Source organism: Alteromonas sp. 07-89-2, assembly GCF_013113925.1.
Taxonomy (GTDB): Bacteria; Pseudomonadota; Gammaproteobacteria; order Enterobacterales; family Alteromonadaceae; genus Alteromonas; species Alteromonas macleodii.
In genome coordinates, this window is sequence record NZ_VTYM01000023.1 from 36789 (window position 1) to 62331 (window position 25543).

Genomic DNA, 25543 nt, shown 5'->3' on the forward strand with positions numbered 1-25543 from the left:
CTTAGGAGTTACACAATGAAAAACAATCAAACGTCAGCATTTAAAGTCGGTGGACTTTCGCTGGCTATCGCGTCCATTCTTGGCGCAAGCGCGTTACCGTTATCAGCAGTAGCACAGCAATCAGAAGACGAAGTAATTGAAGAAGTCGTTGCTACGGGCACGCGACTCAAAGGAACCGCAACGGCGGTTTTACAAGAACGTCAGAATCAGGCGTTCGTTGCTGATATTCTTGGCGCAGAACAAATTTCTCGTACCGGTGACGGCGATGCCGCTGCTGCACTTCGACGTGTAACAGGTCTTACGCTAGTTGACGGTAAATTTATCTACGTTCGTGGTTTAGGTGAGCGTTATTCAAGCACACAGCTAAATGGCATGACGGTACCAAGTCCGGATCCTACACGCTCGGTTGTACCGCTTGATTTATTCCCATCAAGTATCATCGAAAGCCTGAACGTTCAGAAATCTTACTCACCCAATATGCCTGGTCACTTTGGTGGTGGTAACGTAAACATTCGTACTAAATCAATCCCATCTGAGTTTGTATTCAACGTAAGTGCAGGTGGCGGTTGGAATACGCAGAACAGCGATACTGGTGTTTTCTATTCTGGTGGCGGCGATGATTGGACAGGTCGTGATGACGGTACTCGTGCACTGCCTGACATTATCAGCTCGGGTCTTGCTGCAAATGGTTCTGCAGGCTTCGAGGGTGACCGTACAAGAACACTGGCTGAAACGCAGGATATCCTAAGTTCATTTAACTGGGACATCGGCCCAGACGAAAAGTCTGTAGACCCGAACTTCAGCTTGGGTACGACCATTGGTAACAATTACGTTTTCGACAACGACTCTGTACTTGGTTTCCTTGCAACGGTTTCTTACAGCAACGAATGGACAGTTGCCGAAGAGATGTTAGGTAACGATATTGGTGGTGGTCAGGAAAATCCACGTTTCACTAAATATCGCGACATGGTGTCAACTGAGCAAAACGTGCGTTGGAGCGGCATGTTCAACGTGGGTTACGAGTACAACAGCAACCACAAAGTAGAACTTGTGAACATGATCCTTCACGACATGCGAGACCGTGTTCGCGATGGATACTACTTCGACGAAAGTGAATCTAACCCTGGCGTGGAAGAATTCCGCCGCATGGATATCATTTTCGAAGAGCGTGAAATGGTTTCTTCACAGCTTAAAGGCACGCACAACTTCCTTAACTTGTTAGATGGTGTGTTTTTCGATTGGTACGTGGGAACTAGCCGTGCGTCTCGTGAAGCGCCAGATATTATGGAAGTAACATTCCAGCAGTTCTACGATGAGTCGGGTGCATTAGAGCTTGAGCGTCTTGATGATACGCCAGGAACTAACCTTAACCGCCAATATCAGGTGCTTTATGATGAGTCTGATACCTATGGCTTCAACGTGTCTACCGCGTTCTTTGGCGATGGCTACGACGTTGAACTTAAAGCCGGTATGGATTACTACGACAAAACCCGTGACGGTAACAATATTGACTTAGCGGTGCGTCACTTTGGTATTTCTTCTGACTTTAAAGAAGGTAGCCGTTTGAATGAAATTTTCTCACAAGAAAATATCTATAACGATGACTTCTACACCAGCTCAACGGGTCGTTCTGTGTTTCAGGACAACACAGGTGCAGGTGATAAGTACTCAGCGGCAACCAAACTTACCGCAGGCTATTTCATGGTTGATGCATTCTTCAACCAGAAGTTCCGCGTGAGTGGCGGTGCTCGTTATGAAGATTTCCAGCAAGTATCAATTCCATTTGTCGAGCATTCAGATCAGTTTGCTGACGACACTGATGCCATCATTGACAGCATCTATAATGAATCTGATGTACTACCGTCATTGGCTTTCACTTACATCCCAAGTGAAGAAATGCAGTATCGCTTTAACATCAGCCAGACGCTAATTCGTCCTGACCTACGTGATATCAGCTCAACCTTCTTTATTGACCCGCTGACAGAATTCCTTGTACGTGGTTCTCCTTCACTGGTTGAAACCGAATTGACCAATATCGACTTCCGTTGGGAGTGGTATATGTCACAGGGTAACAACCTATCAATTGCGCTTTTCTATAAAGATATGGAAAACCCTATCGAGATGGTGCAGTTTGACGGCGGTGAAGGTGTGCCTCAGCTATTAACGGCTAACGGACAGGAAGGTGAGCTGTACGGTATCGAGTTTGAATTCTTGCACGACCTTGGCTTTATTGGTGATAACTTCAGTAACTTCTTTGTATCAGGAAACATGACGCTTTCTGACTCAGAAGTAACTATTGGTAGTGGCGATCAAGAATCACTGTTCTCTCAGCAGGCACGTGAAGCTTACGGCGGTACTATCACGGCGACCATTACTAACGACAAGCGTCGTCTAGTAGGTCACTCTGAGTGGGTTGCTAACCTTCAGTTAGGTTGGGATTCTGATAACGGTGAGCATTCAGCGTCATTAGTCTATAACTCATTCGGTGAACGTATCATTGCGCCTGGCGTACGTGGTTTTGAAGATGGTATTGAAAAACCGTTCCATTCATTGGATGCCGTTTATACTTACTATCCTGACTTCAACACTACGATTAAATTACGTGTGCAAAACATTTTCAACGATGAGAAAGAAATTGAGCAAGAAGGTCTTACGCTGCGTAAGCTAAGCGTAGGTACAGGTATAAACGCTTCAATTACTTATAACTTCTAAGAAAATACAGCCAGTGCTGCTTCTTCAAAAAGAGAGCAGCGACAATCATCTAAAGCCCGGTTTTCCTGCCGGGCTTTTCTATTTGTGACAATAGTCATCGATTTATGACAGTTTCGTAATAAAACTGTCACAGAAAACTCCTATCCTACGCGCAGAAATTTATAGTCGGATACAACCGATTTCTTTTAACTTTAAAGGTTTGAATGTATGAAGCTTATCAATGCCTTGCTTGTGGCAGGTGCGCTAGCAGCGACACCCGTGCTTGCACAAGACGATGAAGTCTTAAAACCCGTTGTCGATGAGGCAGCGAAAATAAACGAGTCAGCGGCGAAATCGCAAGAAAAGATTAACGGTATTACCGACCAAATCGACAGCAAACTTCAACAGTTCAAAACATTGATGAAAGAAATCGAAGGCCTTGAGGTTTATAACACTCAGCTTCGTAAGCAAATCAATAACCAAGAACAAGAAATGGCAGACCTAAATGCTGCTATCGATGAAGTGTCTGTTGTTGAGCGTCAAATCACGCCACTAATGATGCGCATGATTGACGGCCTAGAGCAGTTTGTTGCGCTAGACGTACCATTCCTTCCAGAAGAGCGCGCGAATCGCGTTGCTGACCTTCGCGCTATGATGGACCGTGCCGACGTTGCTGCGTCTGAGAAATTCCGCCGCGTAATGGAAGCGTATCAAGTAGAGATGGACTACGGCCGCACTATGGAAGCGTACAGCGGTATTCATTCAATTAACGGTCAAGAGCGTGACGTTGAATTCCTACGCCTTGGTCGCACAGCGCTAATTTATCAAACACGTGATGCAAGCATGCAGGGTGTTTGGAACAAGCAAACTCGTCAGTGGGAAGAGCTTGATAGCAGCTACCGTACACAAATTACAAAAGGTCTGCGCATGGCGAAGAAGCAACTTGCACCAGACTTGCTAATGCTGCCAGTGTCAATTACAGACTAAGAGGTTGATGAGAATGTTTAACACAGTAAAACGTATCGCTGTTGGTCTAGCAGCCCTTAGCATCAGCGTTGGTGCTTTCGCACAAAGCGACCGTGCCATGGACTTAGACGCACTTCTTAAGCAACTAGAAGAAGGTCAGTTCGCACAGTCTCAGCAAAACAAACAGCGCGAGCGTGATTTCCAAGCGCAACGTGCAGAGCAAGATCGCATTCTTCGCGAAACTCGTGAAAAGCGCGACCAAATGCTTGCACAATCAGAGCAGCTTGAAACTCAGTTCGAAGAAAACGAATTCAAACTGGCTGACTTAAACGGTGCACTAGACACACGTCTTGGTTCACTTAAAGAGCTATTCGGTGTGCTTCAGCAAATCGCTGGCGACACCAAAAACAAATTCTATAACTCAGTGGTTTCTGCACAAATCCCTGGCCGTGCTGACTTCCTTGATAAGATGGCACAAGACATGGGTTCAAGCTCAAAACTTGCATCAATTGAAGAAATTGAGCGCGTTTGGTTTGAAATGCAACGCGAAATGACTGAAGCCGGCAAAGTCACTACGTTCAAGACAGACGTTGTTGAAGCGGGCGGTGAAAAAGTGAATAAGTCTGTTGTTCGCGTAGGTCCTTTTGCACTTGTTGCTGATGGTAAATACCTAGAGTACAACGGTGTAACAGGTACAGTATCTGAACTTGTACGTCAGCCTGCTGACCGTTACATGGATTCTGCTGCTGAACTACAAGCATCAAGCGGTGAATTAGTGCAGTTCGGTATCGACCCAACGGGTGGTTCAATCCTAGGTCTTCTTGTTCAAGCGCCTAACCTTCAAGAGCGTGTAGAGCAGGGCGGTGTTGTAGGTTACATCATTCTTATCGTTGGTGCATTCGGTCTTCTACTTGCCCTTGAGCGTCTTGTAACGCTGACGCTTATTCGCATGAAAGTGAACAAACAGCTTAAGAGCAAAGAAGTAAACACAAACAACCCGCTTGGCCGTGTACTTAAAGTACGTGACGAGCACCCAGACGCCGACGTTGAAGCACTTGAACTTCACCTTACAGAAGCGATTTTGGGCGAAGTGCCTAAGTTAGGTCGTAATCTAACTATCATTAAGATTATCTCTGTTGTAGCACCGCTTATGGGTCTACTAGGTACGGTAACCGGTATGATCAACACCTTCCAGGCTATCACCTTGTTTGGTACGGGTGACCCGAAACTGATGGCAGGTGGTATTTCAACAGCACTTGTAACAACAGTACTAGGTCTAGTTGTAGCGATTCCAATGACACTGCTCTATGCAATGCTTAACACACGTTCTAAGAACATTGTGTACATCCTACAAGAACAGGCGTCTGGCGTAATTGCAGAGCGCGCTGAGCGAGGCTAATCATGATCGAGTTTCTAGAAGCAATTCGCGATTTCACAGAAACAGGTGGCCAGGTTCTCCTGGTCATCGGTCTGCTGATATTCGTTATGTGGCTTTTGATCCTCGAGCGTGCGATGTATCTGATGGTTTGGCACAAGCAAGCCAAGAAAGAAGCGATAGCAATGTGGACAGCACGTGCCGATCGCTCTTCTTGGTTCGCAGAGCAGGTTCGTCAGAAAACAATTTCACAGTTAACCATGCGCCTAAACGGCAGCATCCCAATTATCCAGTCACTGGTTGCGCTTTGTCCGCTGCTAGGCTTGATGGGAACGGTTACCGGTATGATTGAAGTGTTCGATGTAATGGCGATTGCGGGCTCAGGTAATGCTCGTTCAATGGCGTCAGGTGTATCGAAAGCCACTATCCCCACAATGGCGGGCATGGTTGGCGCACTTTCAGGCGTATTCGCCGCTACCTGGTTAACTCGTATGGTGAAATCAGAACGCACGCATCTTGAGGATGCATTGATTATTCAACGTTAATGCTAGCTAAGCGTTAAGGTAAGGTATTTATTATGAAGCAGCACTTTCAAAACTTAGTCGATGAAGAAGAAGCAGCCATCGACATGACGCCCATGCTGGACGTTGTATTTATCATGTTGATCTTCTTCATTGTGACTGCGTCATTTGTGAAAGAAGCGGGTATCGATGTTAACCGTCCAGAAGCAGCAACTGCTGTGAAAAAGGATCGCGCTAATATCCTTATCGCTATTTCAGATAAAGGCGAAATTTGGATTAACAAGCGCCGTATCGACGTTCGCGCAGTACAAGCGAACATTGAGCGTCTTCGCGCAGAAAACCCACAGGGTTCTGTTGTAATTCAGGCTGACAAAAAAGCCACAACAGAAACACTGATTAAGGTTATGGACGCGTCGCGAGCCGCTGGCGTTTACGATGTTTCGATTGCAGCCCAAGAGCAATAAATCATGCCACGATATTTAATCGCATTTGTTATTTCCCTTGCGATCACGTTAGGCCTGTTCTTCTTGATGCAATCGCTTATCAAGATGGGTGGCAGCGCACTAACTGAGCCGCCTAAGGGAAGCGTGCTTGACTTCGTAAGGGTTAAGCAGGATGAACAGGTTGAGAAAAAAGATCGTAAGCCAAAGAAGCCACCTAAGCCTGAAGAGCCGCCACCGCAAATGGAGCAGCCTCAAATGGACTCGCCTTCTCCAGATGCAGAAGGTACGTCGATGGACTTTGGTGCTGAAGTCGGAGACGACATCTCGCTAGAAGGCGGGTTGGCCCTCGAATCCGGTGACGGTGAATATCTTCCTATTGTTAAGGTTGCGCCAGTGTATCCAAGACGTGCACTTCAACGGGGTATTGAAGGTTTCGTTATTGTTGAATTTACAGTAACTAAACAAGGCGCAGTACGCGACCCAATTGTTGTTGAAGCTAACCCTTCAGGTATTTTTGAACAAGCGGCTATTGATGCGGCAATGAAGTTCAAATATAAGCCTCGAGTGGTAAATGGCGAAGCAACGGAAGTGTCTGGTGTACAAAACCGTATTACGTTCCAAATTGACGGGTAACAGAACATGATGAGAAAACAGACGAATACATTGCTTAGTGCACTGGCGTTTGCATTTGCATCGGCCACAGTATCTGTACCTACTATGTTCATTGCTTCTAACGCTACAGCGCAAGAGGCTGAGCAGCAAGATGGACAAGAAATAAAAGCTAGCGATAAGCAAACCCGTCGCGTGCCTACGCTTCGCGGTAAAGTCTACGAGCAGCTAGCCCGTGCACAAACGGCAGCTGATGAAGCGGGCAATGTAGAAGAAGCTATTTCCATTTTGAAAGAAGTGGAAGATAAGTCTCATTCTATGAACGCCTACGAAAAAGCGATGATGTACAACTTTTTCGGCTTCATTTATTACAACAACGAAGACTATGCAAAAGCGTTGGAGTCGTTTGCCAAGGTAGTAGAGCAACAGCCTATTCCTGAAAAGTTCGAGATGACTACACTTTTCAGTTTGGCGCAGCTTAACCTTATGCAGGGTAATTACGACGATACCATCACCTACTTAGAGCGTTGGGAAAGTCTTAATGCGGGCCCTGTGCCGGTGAAAAACAAAGTGATAAAGGCTCAAGCGTACTATCAGAATAAACAGTACGAGCAAGCCGCAACGTGGATTTCTGAAGCCGTTGCCGATCACGAAGCGGAAGGCATGATCCCTGACGAAGGTTGGTTAATACTTCAGCGTGCTATTTTCTATGAACTCAAGCAGCCTCAAAAGGTTAAAGACGTTCTGGTTAAAATGGTGAAGCTATTTGACGAGCCTAAGTATTGGATCCAGCTGGCGGGTATGTACGGTGAGCTAGGCGAAGAGCGCAAGCAGTTGGCTATTATGGAAACCGCCTATCAGCGAGGGTTCGTTAATACATCCGCTGATGTGTTTAACATGGCGCAGCTTTATTACTATCATCGCGTACCTTACAAAGGTGCTAAGTTGATGGAGCAGGCGATGAACGACGGCGTGCTGGAGAAAAACTTGCGCAACCTTAAGTTCTTAGGCCAAAGCTGGTCACTTGCTAAAGAGCAAGACAAAGCCATTCCCGTTATGATGCAAGCGGCTGAACTGTCTGAAGACGGTGAGTTAGATGCACAGTTAGCGCAAATTCTTCTTAATGAAGAGCGTTTCGACGATGCAATTGCTGCGGCAGACCGAGCGGTTGAAAAGGGCGATTTGAGAAACCCTGGTTTGGTTTATCTGATTAAAGGCATGGCACTTTACAACAAGAAGCAATATGCCCTTGCGCTTAATCAGCTAGCTGAAGCAGAAAAGCATCAGAAAAGTCGTGCCATGGCACAGCAATGGAAGCAGTTTGTGCAGGGCGAAAAGCGTCAGGCAGACGCCATTGCAGCTGAGCTAGGTACAAGTTAAGTATCGTACTTTCGTTAATACATCATTTAAAAGGGTCGAATAATATTCGACCTTTTTTATGCGCTAGGGAAAAGTACTTGAGGCAATAAGTCAGACACCGAGGCCATCTTTCCTTCTGCCTCTAACTGGTTCCAATAGCGTTTGGTTTCTAAAACCTCTTCCTTTATTGAAAGAAAGCAGTCGACCAATACGGGATCAAAGTGCTGGCCTGAACCTCGTTTAAGATGATCAAAAGCATCATCGTCAGCCCACGCTTTTTTATAAGGCCTTTTCATTGTAAGGGCGTCGAAAACATCGGCGATAGCTACGATACGTGCACTTTCAGGTATCGCCTCTTCCTTTAATCCTTGTGGGTAGCCTGTGCCATCCCACTTTTCGTGATGACATAAAGCAATCTCGGCTGCGAGGTTAAAGAGCGGGGTATCACATTGAGACAGTATTCTGTGCCCTATTTCAGCATGGGAGCGCATAACCTCCATTTCGCTCAAAGATAATCGCCGAGGTGCTTTTAATATTGCGTCTGCAATACCTATTTTGCCTGTGTCATGCATTGGAGCAGCTTGCGCGAGCAGGCACGCTTTTTCGAAAGGCCAACCGTGAGCCAGAGCAAGACATTGGCTGTAAGCTGCCATCCGCCAAATATGATGACCGGTATCGGTATCATTGTAATGACCAGCGGCAGCTAGCATGCTGATTGCGCTTTGTTGGCTTTTACTTAGTTCCTTAGTACGCGCCGCTACAAGGTTTTCAGCCGTCCGCATTTGATGGGCTAAACTAATGTGAGTTTTAACGCGAGCGAGGGTGATACTCGGTGATACAGGTTTGGTTATGTAGTCTACTGCACCTAGTTTGAAACCTTTTTCTTCGTCCTCTCCTTGAGTTAAGGCTGTAACGAAAATAACAGGTATATGGCTAAGCGCCTCGTTAGCTTTGAGCTTTTTACATACCTCAAACCCGTCCATACCGGGCATCATTATATCTAACAATATAAGGTCGGGAGTAAACTGCTGAGTAACCTTAAGCGCTATTGTTCCCGAAGGCGCAACCTTTACATCATAGTAAGGGCCTAAAATGCCTAATAGAATATCGATATTTGCGGGCTCATCATCAACCACTAATATGCTAAATCTATGTGCTTCATTACGTTGATTATTCATCGGTAATATCGCCTATCAGTTGCGTAATAACCGCTTGAGCACTTTCGAAATCGTAAATGGTAGCAAGCTGCTTCAATCGGTTAATTTTATGTGCATAGACAGAGTCGCTGTAATTGGCTGCCAATGCATTGATGTATTCAACCGCTTTCGCGTCATAAGATTGAAGCGCCTGCTCAACGTTGCGTAGGGTCGATAGCATGGAGGATTTATCGAAGTTAGTACCGCTTTGATGGATATTGTCGGTGTCGTTCTTATCGATAGTGTGAGCAATTAGGCGTAGCGTCGCATCTAGCTGAAACGATAAGTTTGTTACGTGTCTTGCATTAACAGCTTCATTTCTCTCTTGTGCTTCTATAAGAGGAAGCAGGCTTTGCTCAAGCGTTGTAGCGCCAATAAGCTGAGCATCTTCAAGCAGAGAGGTTAACAGTTTCGACGTGTTCGTCTGTGTATGAAAAATATCGAGCAAGTCAGACATAACACCACGCTGACTGTAGGTTTTATAAAACGTTAGCAGCGACGAGATAAACTGGCTCATTTCGTCCGGAGGGTTTATTTCAATGTAGCCTGAATGTATGTGAATATCGATAGTATGAACGATTTCATCCGCGGTAGCGGGCTTAACCAAGTGCTGACACATACCGGCGGTAAGCGCGCTTTCAGAAGCCTCCTGAGACTCATCGGCACTAAGCGCAATAATTGGCGTATACCAGTCTGTTTTCTGGGTAAGTTGTTCTGCAACTTCATAGCCCGAGATGCCGGGTAAATAGCAATCCAAGAGTATAGCGTCAAATTTGCTCATTTCGCATAACGCAAGTGCCTGCTCACCTGATGAAGCAACAGCAACATTAATACCTAGATCAGAAAGTATTTGCTGGCTAATCTCTACACTAATTGCGTCGTCATCTACCACAAGCACATGTTTGTTTAAAAGGCGTCTGGTTCGCCATTTTCGACTTTCAAGACCTTCTAGTGTCCGCTTACGGAGTGATAGTTGAGCTGGAGATAGTGTTGAAATAAGTTCTGTGTCGGTAAACGGAAGCTCAATGATATTTATATTTTGAACAAGGGCACTTCCCATTCGCTTTTGCACGTCTTGCTTGTTGAGGGGACTGATTAATGTAGTAAGGTTTAACGACTGATATTCACCAAACTGCATGTGTTTAATGAAGCTATTCCAGCTTTGCTCGTCATCCGGTAAAAAAGCGATAGTTTGAGAGGCTTTACTCGGCAATAGCCCTTCAACCTGGTCGATTATTTGGCAGCGAATGTTATGTCTGTTCAATGTTGCCGCAAGTATTTCGCATCCTTGGCTCACACTTTGGTGCGTTTGAATACACAGTACATTGTCTGGAACCGATACGGGAAGTTGAGGGCCTGTACCAGGGTCTTCATCAGAACAGATAGGCAATGCGAAGGAAAAACAGCTTCCCTTGTCTACCTCGCTTTCTAAGGATAAGTCACCACCCATCAGCTCAACCAGACGCTTACATATCGCAAGGCCAAGGCCGGTTCCCCCATACTCTCTGGAAATGGATGCATCAGCCTGAACAAAGGCTTTGAAAAGTTTTGATTTTACTTGCTCACCGATACCCATACCGGTATCGGAAACACTGAATACTAATTGATTTTCACGCTTTTCAACCGTCAGTATCACGTGGCCGTTGGCGGTAAATTTTATAGCATTACTTAAAAGGTTGAGCAGTACTTGGTATATCTTTTCGCTGTCGCCACGACATTGCAAATTAGTATGGCACCGAATATCAAAAAGTAACTGAAGTTGCTTTTGTTGCGCCTTTACTTGAAAGACTTGAGCGAGTTTATCGATGGTTTTTGTTAAGGTGAAGGGCTCATCAATTATCTCTATTTTATCTGCTTCCACTTTAGAAAAATCGAGAATGCTATTCATCAGGTCTAACAATGCTGTAGAGCTGCGCTGCACTTTTTCTAAATATTCCTGACGTTGCTCATTGTTGTTGGATTCTAGGGCAAGGTGAGTGAGGCCGATAATGGCGTTCATCGGTGTTCTTATTTCATGGCTCATTGTGGCAAGGAAGTCGCTTTTTGCCTTGTTAGCACTTTGGGCTTCGTCGTACGCTTTTTGGAGTTTTTGTTCTATGGCTTTTTGACCGCTTATGTCGTTAAATACGCCCACGTGTCCATCGGGCTTTCCTTCTTTATCGAGCAGAGGAACTGCAACAATAGATATGGGAAAAAGGCGGCCCCGTTTATCGGTGAAGAAGTCTTCATAAGACGTGTAAGACTGACCGCTTCGGATAGTGAGGTTAACTGGACATTGCTCTCTAGGAAGGAGGGTTCCATCCCCTTTTTGATAATGGACCGTGTCGTGAAAACGTCGGCCTTGTAATTCGTCAAGCGACCACCCTAATAATCGCGAGGCAGCGGGATTGAGAAACTGTGTTGTACCTTCACCGTTTACGGCATACACACCCTCGCCGATGCTATCAGTGATACTTTGATGGAAAGCGCGGTCGTCTTTGAGTTTTCTGGCTAAACGCTTTTGCTCAGAAATATCGGTACAAATAACGACAAGCCTGTTTACCCGATTATCAAATTCAACAACGGGGACAACAGTAGCGAATACAGTCCATGGCATATTAGTTTTTGTATAACTATTGAGCTCGCCTTGCCAAATCTCTCCTTTTACAAGAGATCTTACTATTTCGAGTTGTTCCTCTATAGAGATATTATCTACGCGGAAAATGGACGTATTTTTTCCGATAAGCTCATCGCGCGAATAGCCAGACAGTTGGCAGCACTTGTCGTTTGCGGTCAGCAATGTTCCCTTTAGATCGACCGTTGCCACTATCCCATGCTTATCCATTGCTCTGCGTTGCAAGATTAGCTCGTTATTTGCTTCTTTCTGTTCGCTTATCAGCTCAAACATTAAAGACGACAAATCGGAGAGGTTAGTAAACTCTTCGTCGATAAGTGGCTTGTTTCTTTCATTGAGCAACTGATTGACAGCTAGCCTTAGGGTTTCAACAACCTTCTGCTGGTCGTTGTATTCTTTACGAATTCTTTTGTTTACTTCAATGAGCTCTTCAGAGCTTATCTGTAAGCTTCTATCTCTGAGTTTGATGTCTCTTTCATGAAAGGCGTACGCTTCTTCGATACGGAGTATAAGCTTCGCTAAGCCTTTTCTAATGTCTGTATCACTTAAGTCGTTCGAGTTTTCTGTCTCTGAGTTTAGGCTTTCAAGCCAAAGCTCTATGGGCAGTTCGTCGTCAACATTAAATGCCCGTCTAAGCTGTCGCTCTAACAACAAATTCAAGGTTTTTCCCTTAACAACATAATAGTGAGTGTTTGATTGTGTAATTCACAGTGTGATGTGTTGGATGATGGACTAACTTCGCCATAGGAGTAAAAGCCAGCAATACGTGTATTCTTTGACAATCTGCGACCGACTTCCTCAATCTCTTCTTCGACTCGGTCGCCCATGACAAGCTTGCGTCCTACGCAGCTTGTAACAAGTGCCAACGATTGAGAATCACCCGAGTTAATCGTTGTAGAGAGGGGCGAAAGAGCCTCAAGTGCACCGCTTATAAGGTCGTCTGTTGACGCGTGCATCAATCGCAAAAATTGGTTTTCATTAACTTCACCCGCCAATATTAAGCTTTTTGCCTCTTCGTCAATGCCCAGAATGGTTCTTATAATTCCAGTCGGAGTACCGGCCTCGCTAAGCACCTCGAAAGGGAATAGAAGCCCGCTAGCAGGCAAGTCCTTGGCATATTCACCCAAATAGTTCTTATAGATATCCAAGGCTGGTTTATTGTCTAATTCGAACAGTTCATTAGCTTTAGCAGAGCTCACTCTTCTGGCAGGGCCAAACGAGCGCCAACCGCCATGAGCACCATATTCAAATGAAAGCTGGTCTCCATAAAATGCGACTGCAACAACGCTTCTCGTACTTACTCCGTTGTTGTGCATAACGAAAGTTTGCTCAAACGAGCCGTTGTCACCCGCAAGCCCTCCGCTAATACTTACGCCTTTAGGTAAGTTCTCGGTTAACCCTTCAATGAGAGCAGAGCCGTTAATGTCGATCCCCGGGGCGAGTAAGTATATGCCTTTCAGCCCGTTTTTATCGATTTGGTTTAACAGCGCAGCACCTGCATCGTTGGAGTGCTGCATGTCGGTAAGATGTGTTTCGTACACTTTTACATGTGCGTTTGATTCGAAGCGGATCGCACAAATGGAAATACAAGATTCAAGAACTCTTGTCCCAGATATCTCGCCGGCTGTGCTACACCCGATCACATTAGGACAAACATCTTTAAGTGTAATGTAGAGTTGTTCTTGTTCAAAAAAGGACGCTGACGCAAACGCAATAAGTAGCGAGGGAGAAAAGGCTTTTAGCGCCGCACTCTCCGACTTTAACTCATCTAAATTGTCAAAAAATAGTGTCTTGGAAATCATGGCAAAAAGAGAATACGTGCGAATTATCTTAGTTATAGTAAGAGCTGCACTTTTTTACAATTCTTAGCCGTCATCCTTTGGTAGCAATAAACTGATTTTTAACATAAAACGCCGTCGCCAGAGAAGCCCAGGCGACGGCTTTGTTGTTACGCAGAGCGAAGCTCTCTACGTAGAATTTTACCGACGGTAGATTTTGGTAGCTCGTCAAGTATCGTGATCGACTTAGGGATCTTGTAATTTGTGAGATGCTGTTTACAAAAATCAATGACGTCTTGTGTCGATACATCGCTTGAAACAGTAATAAATGCACACACTCGCTCACCGGTCTTTTCATCGGGTTTACCCACAACTGCGGCTTCCATCACGCTAGGGTGAGTTGTAAGTACATCTTCAATTTCGTTCGGATAGACATTAAAGCCAGAGACAATAATCATATCTTTTAAACGATCTACAATTTTAATTGCCCCAGATTCAGTGCGTATGCCAATGTCCCCGGTTTTAAAGAAGCCATCTTGGGTCATGACTTTGGCAGTTTCGTCGTCTCGGTTCCAATAACCCAGCATAACCTGAGGTCCGCGAACTGCAATTTGCCCCGACTCACCATCGGCCACCGGCTTATCATGGCTATCCAGTAACGCAACTTCAGTGCCTTCTAGTTCGTGCCCCACCGTGCCAATCTCTTCTTTACCAGGAATGTTAAAAGATACAACTGGCGCAGTTTCTGATAGCCCATAGCCCTCGGTGATGGTGTTCCCGGTTACGTCTCGCCAAATGGATACTGCGGCTTGAGTAAGTGCGGTGCCGCCAGACATTGTGAGGTGTAATTTAGAAAAGTCTAACTTTGCAAATTCAGGGTGTCTCCCAAGACCAACAAACAAGGTGTTGATCCCCATGAATGCTGAAATTCTATGGGGCTTGAGTGTTTGAATGAAACCGTCGATATCCCGCGGATTGGGTATAAGAATTATCTGAGTACCTTTGGCAAAGAGCGCCATCATTCCAACCGTAAATGCATAAATATGATAAAGCGGTAATGGGCATACCAATACTTCTTCACCATCTTTGAAGCCCTCACCAATACGGTCGAGCATTTGGATGCAGTTAGCTAAAACGTTTTTATTACTTAAGGCTGCGCCCTTCGATACCCCAGTAGTACCACCGGTGTATTGCAACATGGCAAGTTCATCTAGAGCAATAGAAGGACGTTCAAATGCAGGCAGTGTATTGCCTAGCTCCACTGCTTGTGTAAATGAAACCGTACCATCGAGATTTGGTGCAGTGTTAGGGTCTAAAAGCTCTGTTGCCGATGTGGTGATAACGGTTTCGATACTAGTATCATCTTTTATGCTAGTGAATTTGGGGAGCAAATCACCCAGAATAACCAGAGCTTTCGCGCCACTATCAGTGAACTGGTGCTTCATCTCACGTTCGGTATAAAGCGGGTTTGTATTTACTACAACAAGGCCTGCGCGTAAGGCAGCATAAACAACAATAGGGTTTTGAATTAAATTAGGAAGTTGTATGGCGACTTTGGTACCAGGAGACAATTTAGCTTCGTGAACAAAGTAGCGGGCTAACGCTGATGAGTTACGGTCAATCTCGGCAAATGTAAGTGTTTGTCCAAGCGCCGTATACGCTGGCCTGTCGGCAAATTTTTGCAAAACGCGTTCAATATAATCGGCTAAGCAGGTCACGTTATCAGGATAAGTTATCATGTTGCTTGTTCCTAGTAGGGCAAAGTAAGTAGGGTGTTTATGCCTTACAGTAGCAAACTTAACTTTTCATTTACATCAGGGTTGGGTTATTTAGTATTATAATTTTTAGTTATCAATTGTTTGTAGAACTATTACTTAAGTAACTATATAGCCCACCAGCACAGATGCCTGCCATGCATTGCGCGGTAAGTCCTAAGGTAGTGCGAGCGCCTGCAATTAGGGTCACATTCAATATGGGCTGCATGGCAATGAGCATTAATAAGAACGACAGGCCTCCCGCTATTGTGAAAAGAATAAATCGGGTCCGGTTGGAAGAGCCACTAGCATTTTGATTAATTCGTTTAACAATGAAATGTGTCGCCAAGAACGCCAACAATAAGGTAATGGCAATAATCACGCCGTAAGTAGGCAAAAGGCCTAGTGCATCTTGCCATATCATGAAAAACCAATCGCTTGGATTCATATCGACATCAATTCGAATGAGTCCGATTAAAACGGCACACGAGTGAAACGTACTTGCTAGTAGAAAGCCGACGGCCCATGATGGTAAAAAATGGAAAATAGTGCGTCGTATTAGGTTGTTCATTTTTGTAGTCCAAGATTTGTCGCACAGTGTATTAGAACAAGACTCAACAGGCCTCAAATAGTTTGAGCGTGGCAATAGGGTATACCATAGTATGTTAAGTAAAAGAGGACAATCACAATGAAGTCATGGCGTTCGATGATCAGTTTACTGGCTTTTTCTTCATTGGGAGCTGCTTTAGCTCCTGCTTTTGCCGTAACTACTGCCTCTGAACTCACTCATAAGGACGCATCTAATACTGAGCAACGTGAAGCAGGTAGCTCAAATCTAACGGCCTATGAAAATTTTGACCAGCATGTCGTGACAGAAGATATCGCTACCTCATTGGCGTTTCCCAAGGCCTTAACGACGGTTATCGATAAGGCTCAGGCAAGTACCCATATATTGATAGTAACGCGAGATGGTGAGCTGGTAATTATTGACAATAAGGGGGAAAGTGCGCGGTTTTCTTTAATGCTCGATGACTTGTACACCAAAGGGCAAGGAGGCGTACTCGATCTTCTTATACCTTCGCAATTCCCTGAAGACAGAACCGTGTTGCTGAGTTATTCCAAGGGGAGCGATAGTGCAAACCGTCTTGCCATAGTAAAAGGACAGCTTTCCCTTACTTCTGGCATAACTAACATTCAGCCAGTGTTAGCACTGGCACAAGCCAAAGACACGCCTGTGCACTACGGTGGGAAACTGCTTCAACTAGAGGGCAGTGCTTTAAACACAAAACAGGGCTTTTTGGTTACGACAGGAGATGGCTTTGATTATCGCGAGCAAGCGCAAGTTATCAGTTCACAACTAGGAAAAGTGCTAGGGTTCACAATAGACGGCAAGCCGTTGGCCAACCCTCCTTTTCCTGATAACCCCTTTATTTTTAGTATTGGACACCGCAATCCCCAAGGACTTGTAAAGGGGAGTGACGGCAACCTATTTTTGAATGAGCACGGCCCAGATGGCGGTGATGAAGTAAATCTTCTTCAACAAGGCGCAAATTATGGTTGGCCAGTTGTTACACTAGGCAAAGACTATTCCGGCGCTAGAATTTCGCCTTTTTCGACCTATCCGGGAATGACTGGCCCCATTGTAGACTGGACACCTTCTATAGCGCCATCCTCCATGATCTACTATTCCCATGGGCGTTTCCCGATGCTAGCTAATACGTTACTTGTTACCAGTTTGAAAGCTAAAGCTTTGTATGCAGTTAGAGCCGCATCGAACGAATATATCTCTACAAAAATTTTTGAGGGACCTGGGGAACGGCTGCGGGATATTGCGCTTGATCATCAAGGTAACCTGCTTCTTTTGACCGATGGTGAAAATGGAAGAGTGATCGAAGTATCGCCAAGAGGAAATTAGGCACAGAAAACATTAATAAATGAAATTTTGTTTCAAAATTGATGGTAATTTGTACTGGTAGCACCATAAATAAAATGAATGTCTGTCATAAATGCAACACTATTATTTATCTTTATTGGTCAAACCATTCAAGCTAAATATCGTCATTGATTTCAAATGGTTTGCTTCTAACTGCATGAAATTATTGGCTTAATTTTGCTTTTAATTAAAATTCGTTTTTCTAGTAAAAATGTAAGTGCTTTAACACAACGACAGTTTAGGCGGGTGAATACCTAACTGTTTACTTTCAGTCATTACGTAACCGCTAAAAATCGGTTAAAATATCCCTCATTTTTATATGCGTATAGCTAAGACCGACTTAACACTACGCCCAAGTAAAACTAAGACCGAGAGAACTATATGAGTTTGTATTCAGAATATCTGGCAGAGATCGAAACCCGTAAAACGGAACTAGGTCTTAACCCTAAGCCAATCGACAGTGCAGATCTGCTGTCTGAAATTATTGCTCAAATTAAAGATACAACAAACGAGCATCGCGAAGACTCTCTAAAATTCTTTATCTATAACACGCTTCCAGGTACTACACCTGCGGCGGGTGTTAAAGCACAATTCCTAAAAGAAATTGTACTTGGCGAAGAAAAAGTAGAAGAAATTACCCCTGAGTTTGCGCTTGAACTACTTTCACACATGAAAGGTGGTCCGTCTGTAGAAGTACTACTAGACCTAGCACTTTCTGATGACGAAGCGGTTGCTAAGCCTGCGGCAGAAGTATTGAAGACTCAAGTTTATCTATACGAAGCTGACACTGAGCGTCTTGAAAATGCATTCAAAGCTGGCAATGCTATTGCTAAAGACGTACTAGAAAGCTACGCAAAAGCTGAGTTCTTTACCAAGCTTCCTGATGTTCCAGAGAAAATTGAAGTTGTGACTTACATCGCCGCTGAAGGTGATATCTCAACTGACCTTCTTTCTCCAGGTAACCAAGCGCACTCACGTGCCGACCGTGAACTTCACGGCCAGTGCATGATCTCTCCTGAAGCGCAGCAAGAAATTGTTGAACTTGGTAAGAAGCACCCGAATGCTAAAGTGATGCTTATCGCTGAAAAAGGCACAATGGGTGTAGGTTCATCTCGTATGTCTGGTGTTAACAACGTTGCACTATGGGCAGGTGAGCCAACAAGCCCTTACATTCCATTTGTAAACAAAGCGCCAATTGTTGCTGGTACTAACGGTATTGCGCCAATCTTCCTTACTACTGTTGACGTAACCGGTGGTATTGGTCTTGACCTTAAGAACTGGGTTAAGAAAACTGATGAAAACGGTGAAATCGTTCGCGATGCAAACGGTGACCCAGTACTTGAAGAAGCTTACTCAGTAGCAACTGGTACTGTACTAACTATCGATACTAAGGCGAAGAAGCTTTACAACGGTTCAGAAGAACTTGCTGACGTATCTGCATCATTTACTCCTCAAAAAATGGAGTTCATGAAAGCCGGTGGTTCTTACGCAGTTGTATTCGGTAAGCAGCTACAGTCTTTCGCAGCACGTACTCTAGGTACAAAAGCGCCAGCCGTATATGCAGCGTCGAAAGAAGTGTCTCACGAAGGCCAAGGCCTAACAGCGGTTGAAAAAATCTTTAACCGTAATGCAGTTGGCGTAAATTCAGATGCTCCGCTTCACGCTGGTTCTGACGTGCGCGTTAAAGTAAACATTGTAGGTTCTCAGGATACGACTGGCCCAATGACGTGCCAAGAGCTTGAGTCAATGGCCGCTTCAACGATTTCTCCTGTTGTAGATGGTGCTTACCAGTCTGGTTGTCACACGGCATCAGTATGGGATAAAAAAGCACAAGCTAACATCCCTAAGCTTATGTCGTTCATGAACAACTTTGGTGTAATCACTGCACGTGATCCTAAAGGCGTTTACCATGCAATGACTGACGTTATTCACAAAGTGCTTAACGACATTACAGTAGACGATCGTGCCATTATCATCGGTGGTGACTCGCACACGCGTATGTCTAAAGGTGTAGCATTCGGTGCCGACTCAGGTACGGTAGCACTAGCACTTGCAACGGGTGAAGCGGCAATGCCAATCCCTGAGTCTGTGAAAGTTACTTTTAAAGGTAGCATGAAAGAGCACATGGACTTCCGTGACGTGGTTCACGCTACTCAAGCGCAAATGCTTAAGCAATTCTCTGGCGAGAACGTGTTCCAAGGTCGTGTAATTGAAGTTCAAATCGGTACTCTATTGGCTGACCAAGCATTCACATTCACTGACTGGTCTGCAGAAATGAAGGCGAAAGCATCAATCTGTATCTCAAATGACGAGACAATGATTGCGTCGCTTGAACTTGCTAAGAGCCGTATCCAAATCATGATCGACAAGGGCATGGACAACGAAGCGAACATGCTTCAAGGCCTAATTGACCTAGCTGATAAGCGTATTGCTGAAATCAAGTCTGGTGAAGAGCCAGCGCTTGCGCCAGATGACAACGCTAAGTACTACGCAGAAGTGGTTATCGATCTTGATCAAATCGACGAGCCAATGATTGCTGACCCAGACGTAAACAACGAAGACGTATCTAAGCGTTATACCCACGACGTTATCCGTCCAGTTTCTTACTACGATGGTAAGCCAGTAGACCTAGGTTTCGTTGGTTCTTGTATGGTGCACAAAGGCGACATGCAAATCATCGCGCAAATGCTGCGTAACCTAGAAAAGCTTAACGGTTCTGTTGAATTCAAAGCACCACTAGTTGTAGCTCCACCTACATATAACATCGTTGACGAGCTTAAAGCGGAAGGCGATTGGGACGTTCTAGCGAAATATGCAGGCTTCCAGTTCGACGATGCTAAGCCTAAAGAAGCGGCGCGTACCAAGTACGACAACATTCTTTACCTAGAGCGTCCTGGATGTAACCTATGTATGGGTAACCAAGAAAAGGCTGAGCCAGGCGACACAGTTATCGCGACATCTACACGTCTTTTCCAAGGTCGTGTTGTAGCTGACTCTGCTGAGAAGAAAGGTGAATCACTACTAGGCTCTACGCCGCTAGTAGTACTTTCAACGGTTCTTGGTCGTTTCCCAACGACAGAAGAGTACAAGCAAGCGGTTGCAGGCATTGACCTAACTAAGTTTGCCCCACCTTCTGAAGACTTGGCAGTTAAGCCTAAGTTCGAAGCAGATGTAGCCGTTAAGCGCGTATAAGTACTTAACGCTTTCAAACGCATTTAAAAGCCCCAACCTCGGTTGGGGCTTTTTTGTACCCGAAATAAAATAATGGGGTCAGAGTACATTAGTACGGTTGTAGAGCCAGCGATAAACAGCTAGAAATGTACTCTGACCCCATTATTTCATTGAACATCGCCATCAAGGTACTACACTGAGGTAATACAGAAATAGATTTCTTCATTGTGTACTAAGGAATGGCAACCTATGAAAAAGCAACAGGCATTTTTCACTTCGCTTTTATTCGCCCTAATTCTTGGGGGCTGTAGCACCACAAGTATGGTTCATACCGACAAATGTATCGAGCAAATCGATAAAGATGAAACCAACAGTGCCGAAGTGGCGAATGCTCGTCTACAGCACTGCCTCGACGAATCTTATCAAGTAAGGAGAGCAGAACGTTCTGCGCCGGGAGCATTGTTTGGCGACCTAATGGTGGCAATATTGGAACGGGCTTTCTCCAACCGAAATTAAACAATGGGGTCAGAGTACATTAGTACGGTTATAGAGCTAGCGGTAAACAGCTAGAAAAGTACTCTGACCCCATTATTTTTATGCAGAGTTGTTGTTTGGCACTTATACTGAGTTATTAGTCATTTAATAATACTTAGAAACTCTAATGCCAAAGCAGTACTCTACAAAGCCTGAATCATTTGGCGAAGTCACATCGGCCTTGCAAAAAGCTGGCTTCAAAATTCTGCTGGTTTTTTCTTTACTCATCTTAGCGGTAATCGTCATAGCCCAACCCCAAAATGTGTATGTGGCAGTATTTTTCGGTCTGTCTTGGTGTGCAATTTCGGTAGCGGGAATTATCTTTTCTAACTACAAAGAACCTTTGGCGAAATTGTGGGCAATACTCACCATTCCCGTCGCGCCTTACCTTGTAATAAGCAATGGGCTTATGCCCGCAACCTTAGTTCCAATTGCTACTATTTTTCCCATTTTACTGCTTTCTAATGGTTGGCGAATAAGTGCAATGGTAGTACTCGCATGCTGTACTTTTCTTGTGCCGTTTTACGAAGGGGATTATGACAAGGGCCTTTGGCTAAGGCTTTGTGTGACCAACCTTGTTGTGTCCCTTCTTATCTATGCTCTAGCGAGCCAATTAGAAAAAGCCCTTGTAGAGAGTAAAAACAAAACTCTTGAGCTAAACAGGGCACTTGCAAGCGAAAAGCAAGCGTCGGCTGCACAATCACGATTCCTCGCCACTATGTCACACGAGATTCGCACGCCATTAAACGGTATTTTGGGATTGACCGATGTAGTGCTTTCTCATGATATTTCGGAAAGTGCACGGCCCAACCTAGAAAAGATTCAGCGTTCAGGACTCTCGCTAAACCGTATTTTGAACGACATATTAGATCTCTCCAAACTGAATGCGGGAAAACTTGCGCTGGAGATCATTCCCTTTGACCTAAAAAGTACTGCCAAAGATTGCGTGGCGTTTTATGCACAATTGGCGCAGAACAAAGGTATTTCATTGAGAATAGAAGTAGATAAAACATTAAATACTTGTGTTGTAGGGGACGCAACGCGCCTTTCTCAAGTGTTAAACAACCTAGTGAGCAACGCGATAAAGTTTACGCATCAGGGCAGTGTCACTTTAGGGCTATCTAAAGGTGAAGCGTCAAAGACCCATCAATTTGTCAGGTTTTCAGTTAAGGATACGGGGGACGGGATTGATGCTTCTGAACAAGAGCGCGTATTCGATGCATTTACCCAAGCCAACAGCAGCATTAATCGAATGCACGGGGGAACGGGACTTGGTTTACAGATAGTAAAAAGTTTAGTTGAAGCAATGGGCGGCACGGTTTATCTGAAAAGCGCGGTAGGTCAGGGGAGTGAATTTTATTTCGAGCTACCGTTTGAAATTGCAGATAGTGTAATTGGCGCGAAAGAACAGGAAAGCGCACCGTCGTTCTCAAACCTTACTGTTTTGGTTGCAGAAGATAACGACATTAACCAGGTCGTAGCAAAATCCTTGTTAGAAGACACAGGGTTGAAAGTTGCGCTTGCTAATAACGGTAAAGAAGCATTAGAGATTGCACTAAAGCAGCATTTCGACCTTATATTAATGGACTTACACATGCCTGAAATGAATGGCTCTGAAGCTGCTTTAGCGTTGCGAAAAGCTAACATCACTATTCCTATTATCGCTTTCACTGCTGCGGTGGTTGCCGAAGAAATAGATAAAGCGTTAGCATCCGGGATGAATGGATATCTCACAAAACCAGTCAATAAAACGGAACTACACGCTGTGCTAACTAAATATTTGGGCGGAGAAATGTCTACAGAAAGTTCCTGTATTGCTAAAGGGGAATATACAGAGTAATGTGGCTGTGAAATTGTCATTAATCCGAATAAACCCCTGTTATACAATAGATAATAATAAAAGGTCGCTTGGCCCAATCAAGTAAATAGTATTACTGTGAAAAGCAAAGCGTCTTATAAAAGGATTTAAGTTTGAAGTCACAAATACATATTATAATTGCCCTGCTATTTCTTGCTTTCACGAGCCTTCCGGCTAACAGCGAAACAGGCAGCGACAGCCAGCATTACGAATTAAGGGTAGAGAAACTCCAATCTAAAGTGCTAAACGAGCAACGAGAAGTGGTTGTTCAGCTTCCAAAAGGCTACGCCGAAAACCCCGACAAGAAATACCCCGTTATTTATCGTCTAGATGGTGCGGGAAATCTTACTATGATGAATGCAGTGCTAGAATCGCTGCAATCTCAGAATGCCGCACCGGAAGTCATTATAGTCGCCATTGAGAATACCGACCGACTTCGCGATCTATATCCCACGGCAAATGAAGATCCAAACGGGCCTGTAGGCTATGGCGGTGGCGGTGCAAACTTTCTTTCCTTTATAACCACTGAGCTTATGCCGATGGTAGAGAAGAAATATCGCGTGCATGACTTTCGAGTGATAGAGGGTGCATCAGCCGGAGGTGTATTCGCGTTGTACGCACTTACCCAGAAACCTGAGCTTTTTAACGCCGCGCTGACTTACAGTGCTGCGGTGTGGTGGAACTATGGCGCATCTGCAAAAAGTACGGTTGCATTCTTAAAATCTGCCAATCAATTAGACCACTTCATTTACACGTCTATCGGCAATGAAGGCGCGCCCATGCGCCCGTATTATAACGATATGATTTCTGGGATGCGGGCAAATCAACCTGCCGGATTAAGATGGGAGAACGAAGCCTACGAGGGAGTTACCCACAATTTGGTCTCAGCTGCGTCAACTTTCAGCGCTTACCATCATTTGTTCTTATCAGCTTATTTAAGGCCACAGCAGTTCAGTGGAGATATTAAAAGTATTAAAGACTATTACGCCCGTGTTTCAAAGCAGCGAGGCGAGAAACTCGACGCGCCGGAATGGGTTATTCGCGAGTTAGGTTATCACTATGTGGGTAAACAAAACTACGACAAAGCCATCGCCTTGTTTAAATACGATATTGCTGAGTATCCTCAAACGCCAGACGCTTATAATGGCTTAGCCTATGGTTATGAGCAGATGGGCGAGTACAAAAAAGCGCTGGAAAGCGTAAACCAAGCTTTAGCACTTTCCACGTCTGAGCACGATGGCCATCAGGTTTATGTAAATAGACAAAAACGCTTACAGTCTTTATTAAAGGAATAAGTTACCTTGAAACACACTGGCAAATGTAAATATTTAAACAAGTTCGCTACCGCAGTGGTTTTAATTGGTAGCACTTTAGGTGTGAGCGGATGCAGTACCGTAACGACAGGACAAACCGATCACTGTATTGAGCAAGCTCGTAATGCAGATGTTCACGGCGTTTACAGTGCCGATGAGCAGCTAAATGCTTGCTTAGAGACCAATCAGTTAAGGCGAGGCAAAGAAAAAACTATAGGGGAAGCTTTTGCAGGAGACGTACTTATCTCTGTCATCGATATAATTACTGACTAAAGTTTCTTTACGCGAAAAAACCTTCCTACGTACAGTTATAAAAGCAAAGAAGGCAGAGTAATTTACTCTGCCTTCTTTGTTTTTGCTTCTCTATTAAAGGCGTTAAAGCAAGCAAAGGGTAACACGTTATAGGAAGAGCCGATGCGAAATTTTTTGACTGCTGTATATGTACTTTCAATCACCGCCATAGCTAACGTTAATGCTAATCACATGCTCGATACTGTCGAAGGGCTGCAGCTTGCTAAGCAATACGATCAAAGTCGCACTGATATTAACGTAGCTGACTATTGGGTTAGTGAGAAGCTAGACGGTATTCGCGCAAGATGGAACGGTACTGAACTACTTACCCGTAATGGGAACAAGATATTCGCGCCAACATGGTTCACCGCCAACTGGCCAGAAACCACTATTGACGGCGAACTTTGGATAGGAAGAGGGGAGTTTGAACGTACAGCTTCTATTGTGCTTTCAACGATGACAAACATCGAGCTGCATTCTGTCGCTAACGCTTCATCTAGCACAGTGTCTTCAGCAGACACTATAGCCGCAGCAAATTCTCTATCTGCAAAACGCTGGGCCAAAGTTAGATTTATGGCCTTTGACATGCCTATGATGGGTGAGCCCTTTGGTCGGCGACTCAGCAGGCTTAACAGCCTAAGTAAATCTACACCTAATCCAACGTTTGCAGTTATCCCTCAATTTAAGCTTACGTCTATTGCTTCACTTGATGAAAAGCTGGAGCAAGTAACCCAGGAAGGCGGAGAAGGGTTAATGCTTCATCATGAACAAGCGCTGTACACATCCGGGCGAAGTGACATGTTGCTCAAAGTAAAACGCTTTGAAGATGCAGAAGGGAAAGTACTGGCATTGCTTCCGGGAAAAGGACGATTTAAGGGAATGATGGGCTCGCTTCTTGTAGAAACGCGAGAAGGCATTCAATTTAAATTAGGAACGGGCTTTTCAGAAAATGAGCGCCAATCTCCGCCCGCTATCGGTAGCTGGGTAACCTTTAAGTACTACGGCTTAACTAAAAATGGAAAGCCAAAGTTTGCAAGTTATCTTCGCACCAGACCTCAGACAGACTTGCCCCATTAACACTTACTTACTGCCAGTATAGTCACAATGAACTGCCTCTCACTTACTGTTGTTATACCA

General features: G+C 44.7%; 20 protein-coding genes. 14 read left to right on the top strand and 6 right to left on the bottom strand.

The genetic code is table 11. From position 1 onward, the window contains the following. Positions 1-15 precede the first annotated feature (15 nt). The gene (locus tag F0261_RS14575) at positions 16-2712 is read left to right on the top strand and encodes a TonB-dependent receptor (protein ID WP_171338328.1); all 2697 of its coding nucleotides are present in this window, start codon (positions 16-18) and stop codon (positions 2710-2712) included. On the opposite strand, the gene F0261_RS20140 is transcribed toward F0261_RS14575, so the two are convergent. Next, on the bottom strand, positions 2709-2843 hold the full coding sequence (locus F0261_RS20140; RefSeq protein ID WP_301338820.1) for a hypothetical protein: 135 nt from the start codon (positions 2841-2843) through the stop codon (positions 2709-2711). The two genes, F0261_RS14575 and F0261_RS20140, sit on opposite strands and share 4 nt — an antisense overlap. Positions 2844-2919: 76 nt before the next feature. Between F0261_RS20140 and F0261_RS14580 the strand changes: the two genes are divergently transcribed. The 6 genes from F0261_RS14580 to F0261_RS14605 are packed head-to-tail and all read left to right on the top strand — an operon-like array spanning position 2920 to position 7985. Further along, positions 2920-3678 (top strand): DUF3450 domain-containing protein, encoded by a 759-nt coding sequence (locus tag F0261_RS14580; protein ID WP_171338329.1) that lies wholly within the window; start codon positions 2920-2922, stop codon positions 3676-3678. A 13-nt stretch (positions 3679-3691) separates the two neighbouring features. Beyond that, complete coding sequence (locus F0261_RS14585) at positions 3692-5056, top strand: MotA/TolQ/ExbB proton channel family protein (RefSeq protein ID WP_014948288.1); 1365 nt, start codon at positions 3692-3694, stop codon at positions 5054-5056. 2 nt (positions 5057-5058) lie between these two features. After that, positions 5059-5577: a MotA/TolQ/ExbB proton channel family protein gene (locus F0261_RS14590; protein WP_012517279.1), complete on the top strand. Its 519-nt coding sequence runs from the start codon at positions 5059-5061 to the stop codon at positions 5575-5577. A 32-nt stretch (positions 5578-5609) separates the two neighbouring features. Beyond that, a complete protein-coding gene (locus F0261_RS14595; protein ID WP_014948289.1) occupies positions 5610-6017 on the top strand; it encodes a biopolymer transporter ExbD in 408 nt (135 codons plus the stop codon). 3 nt (positions 6018-6020) lie between these two features. Next, positions 6021-6629, top strand: a complete 609-nt coding sequence (locus F0261_RS14600; RefSeq protein ID WP_014948290.1) for an energy transducer TonB — start codon at positions 6021-6023, stop codon at positions 6627-6629. 6 nt (positions 6630-6635) lie between these two features. Next, positions 6636-7985: a lipopolysaccharide assembly protein LapB gene (locus F0261_RS14605; protein ID WP_014948291.1), complete on the top strand. Its 1350-nt coding sequence runs from the start codon at positions 6636-6638 to the stop codon at positions 7983-7985. Between the two features lie 56 nt (positions 7986-8041). Here F0261_RS14605 and F0261_RS14610 read toward each other — a convergent pair whose 3' ends face one another. The 5 genes from F0261_RS14610 to F0261_RS14630 form a co-directional block, all read right to left on the bottom strand. Beyond that, complete coding sequence (locus F0261_RS14610) at positions 8042-9142, bottom strand: two-component system response regulator (RefSeq protein ID WP_014978336.1); 1101 nt, start codon at positions 9140-9142, stop codon at positions 8042-8044. Next, positions 9135-12434: a PAS domain-containing hybrid sensor histidine kinase/response regulator gene (locus F0261_RS14615; RefSeq protein WP_014978337.1), complete on the bottom strand. Its 3300-nt coding sequence runs from the start codon at positions 12432-12434 to the stop codon at positions 9135-9137. Before F0261_RS14615 ends, F0261_RS14610 begins: the two co-directional genes overlap by 8 nt. Beyond that, positions 12431-13576: an FIST signal transduction protein gene (locus tag F0261_RS14620; RefSeq protein WP_014978338.1), complete on the bottom strand. Its 1146-nt coding sequence runs from the start codon at positions 13574-13576 to the stop codon at positions 12431-12433. Before F0261_RS14620 ends, F0261_RS14615 begins: the two co-directional genes overlap by 4 nt. Positions 13577-13722: 146 nt before the next feature. Next, on the bottom strand, positions 13723-15291 hold the full coding sequence (locus tag F0261_RS14625; RefSeq protein WP_171338330.1) for an AMP-binding protein: 1569 nt from the start codon (positions 15289-15291) through the stop codon (positions 13723-13725). Between the two features lie 112 nt (positions 15292-15403). Then, positions 15404-15877: a hypothetical protein gene (locus F0261_RS14630; protein WP_253819426.1), complete on the bottom strand. Its 474-nt coding sequence runs from the start codon at positions 15875-15877 to the stop codon at positions 15404-15406. Positions 15878-15994: 117 nt separating this feature from the next. Between F0261_RS14630 and F0261_RS14635 the strand changes: the two genes are divergently transcribed. The 7 genes from F0261_RS14635 to F0261_RS14665 all read left to right on the top strand — a co-directional run bounded on the left by F0261_RS14635 (position 15995) and on the right by F0261_RS14665 (position 25483). After that, positions 15995-17221 (top strand): PQQ-dependent sugar dehydrogenase, encoded by a 1227-nt coding sequence (locus tag F0261_RS14635; RefSeq protein ID WP_171338331.1) that lies wholly within the window; start codon positions 15995-15997, stop codon positions 17219-17221. A 399-nt stretch (positions 17222-17620) separates the two neighbouring features. After that, positions 17621-20431, top strand: a complete 2811-nt coding sequence (locus tag F0261_RS14640) for a bifunctional aconitate hydratase 2/2-methylisocitrate dehydratase (RefSeq protein ID WP_014948296.1) — start codon at positions 17621-17623, stop codon at positions 20429-20431. A 228-nt stretch (positions 20432-20659) separates the two neighbouring features. Continuing rightward, on the top strand, positions 20660-20926 hold the full coding sequence (locus F0261_RS14645; protein ID WP_014978343.1) for a hypothetical protein: 267 nt from the start codon (positions 20660-20662) through the stop codon (positions 20924-20926). Between the two features lie 145 nt (positions 20927-21071). Beyond that, positions 21072-22784, top strand: coding sequence for an ATP-binding protein (locus F0261_RS14650; RefSeq protein ID WP_171338332.1), 1713 nt, complete (start codon positions 21072-21074; stop codon positions 22782-22784). 131 nt (positions 22785-22915) lie between these two features. After that, positions 22916-24097, top strand: coding sequence for an alpha/beta hydrolase-fold protein (locus F0261_RS14655; RefSeq protein WP_171338333.1), 1182 nt, complete (start codon positions 22916-22918; stop codon positions 24095-24097). A 6-nt stretch (positions 24098-24103) separates the two neighbouring features. Next, positions 24104-24388 carry a DNA ligase gene (locus F0261_RS14660; protein WP_171338334.1) on the top strand — a complete coding sequence of 95 codons (285 nt, stop codon included), beginning with the start codon at positions 24104-24106 and terminating at the stop codon, positions 24386-24388. 141 nt (positions 24389-24529) lie between these two features. Continuing rightward, entirely contained in the window at positions 24530-25483 is a 954-nt protein-coding gene (locus F0261_RS14665) for a DNA ligase (protein WP_171338335.1), read from the top strand. Positions 25484-25543: the final 60 nt, after the last annotated feature.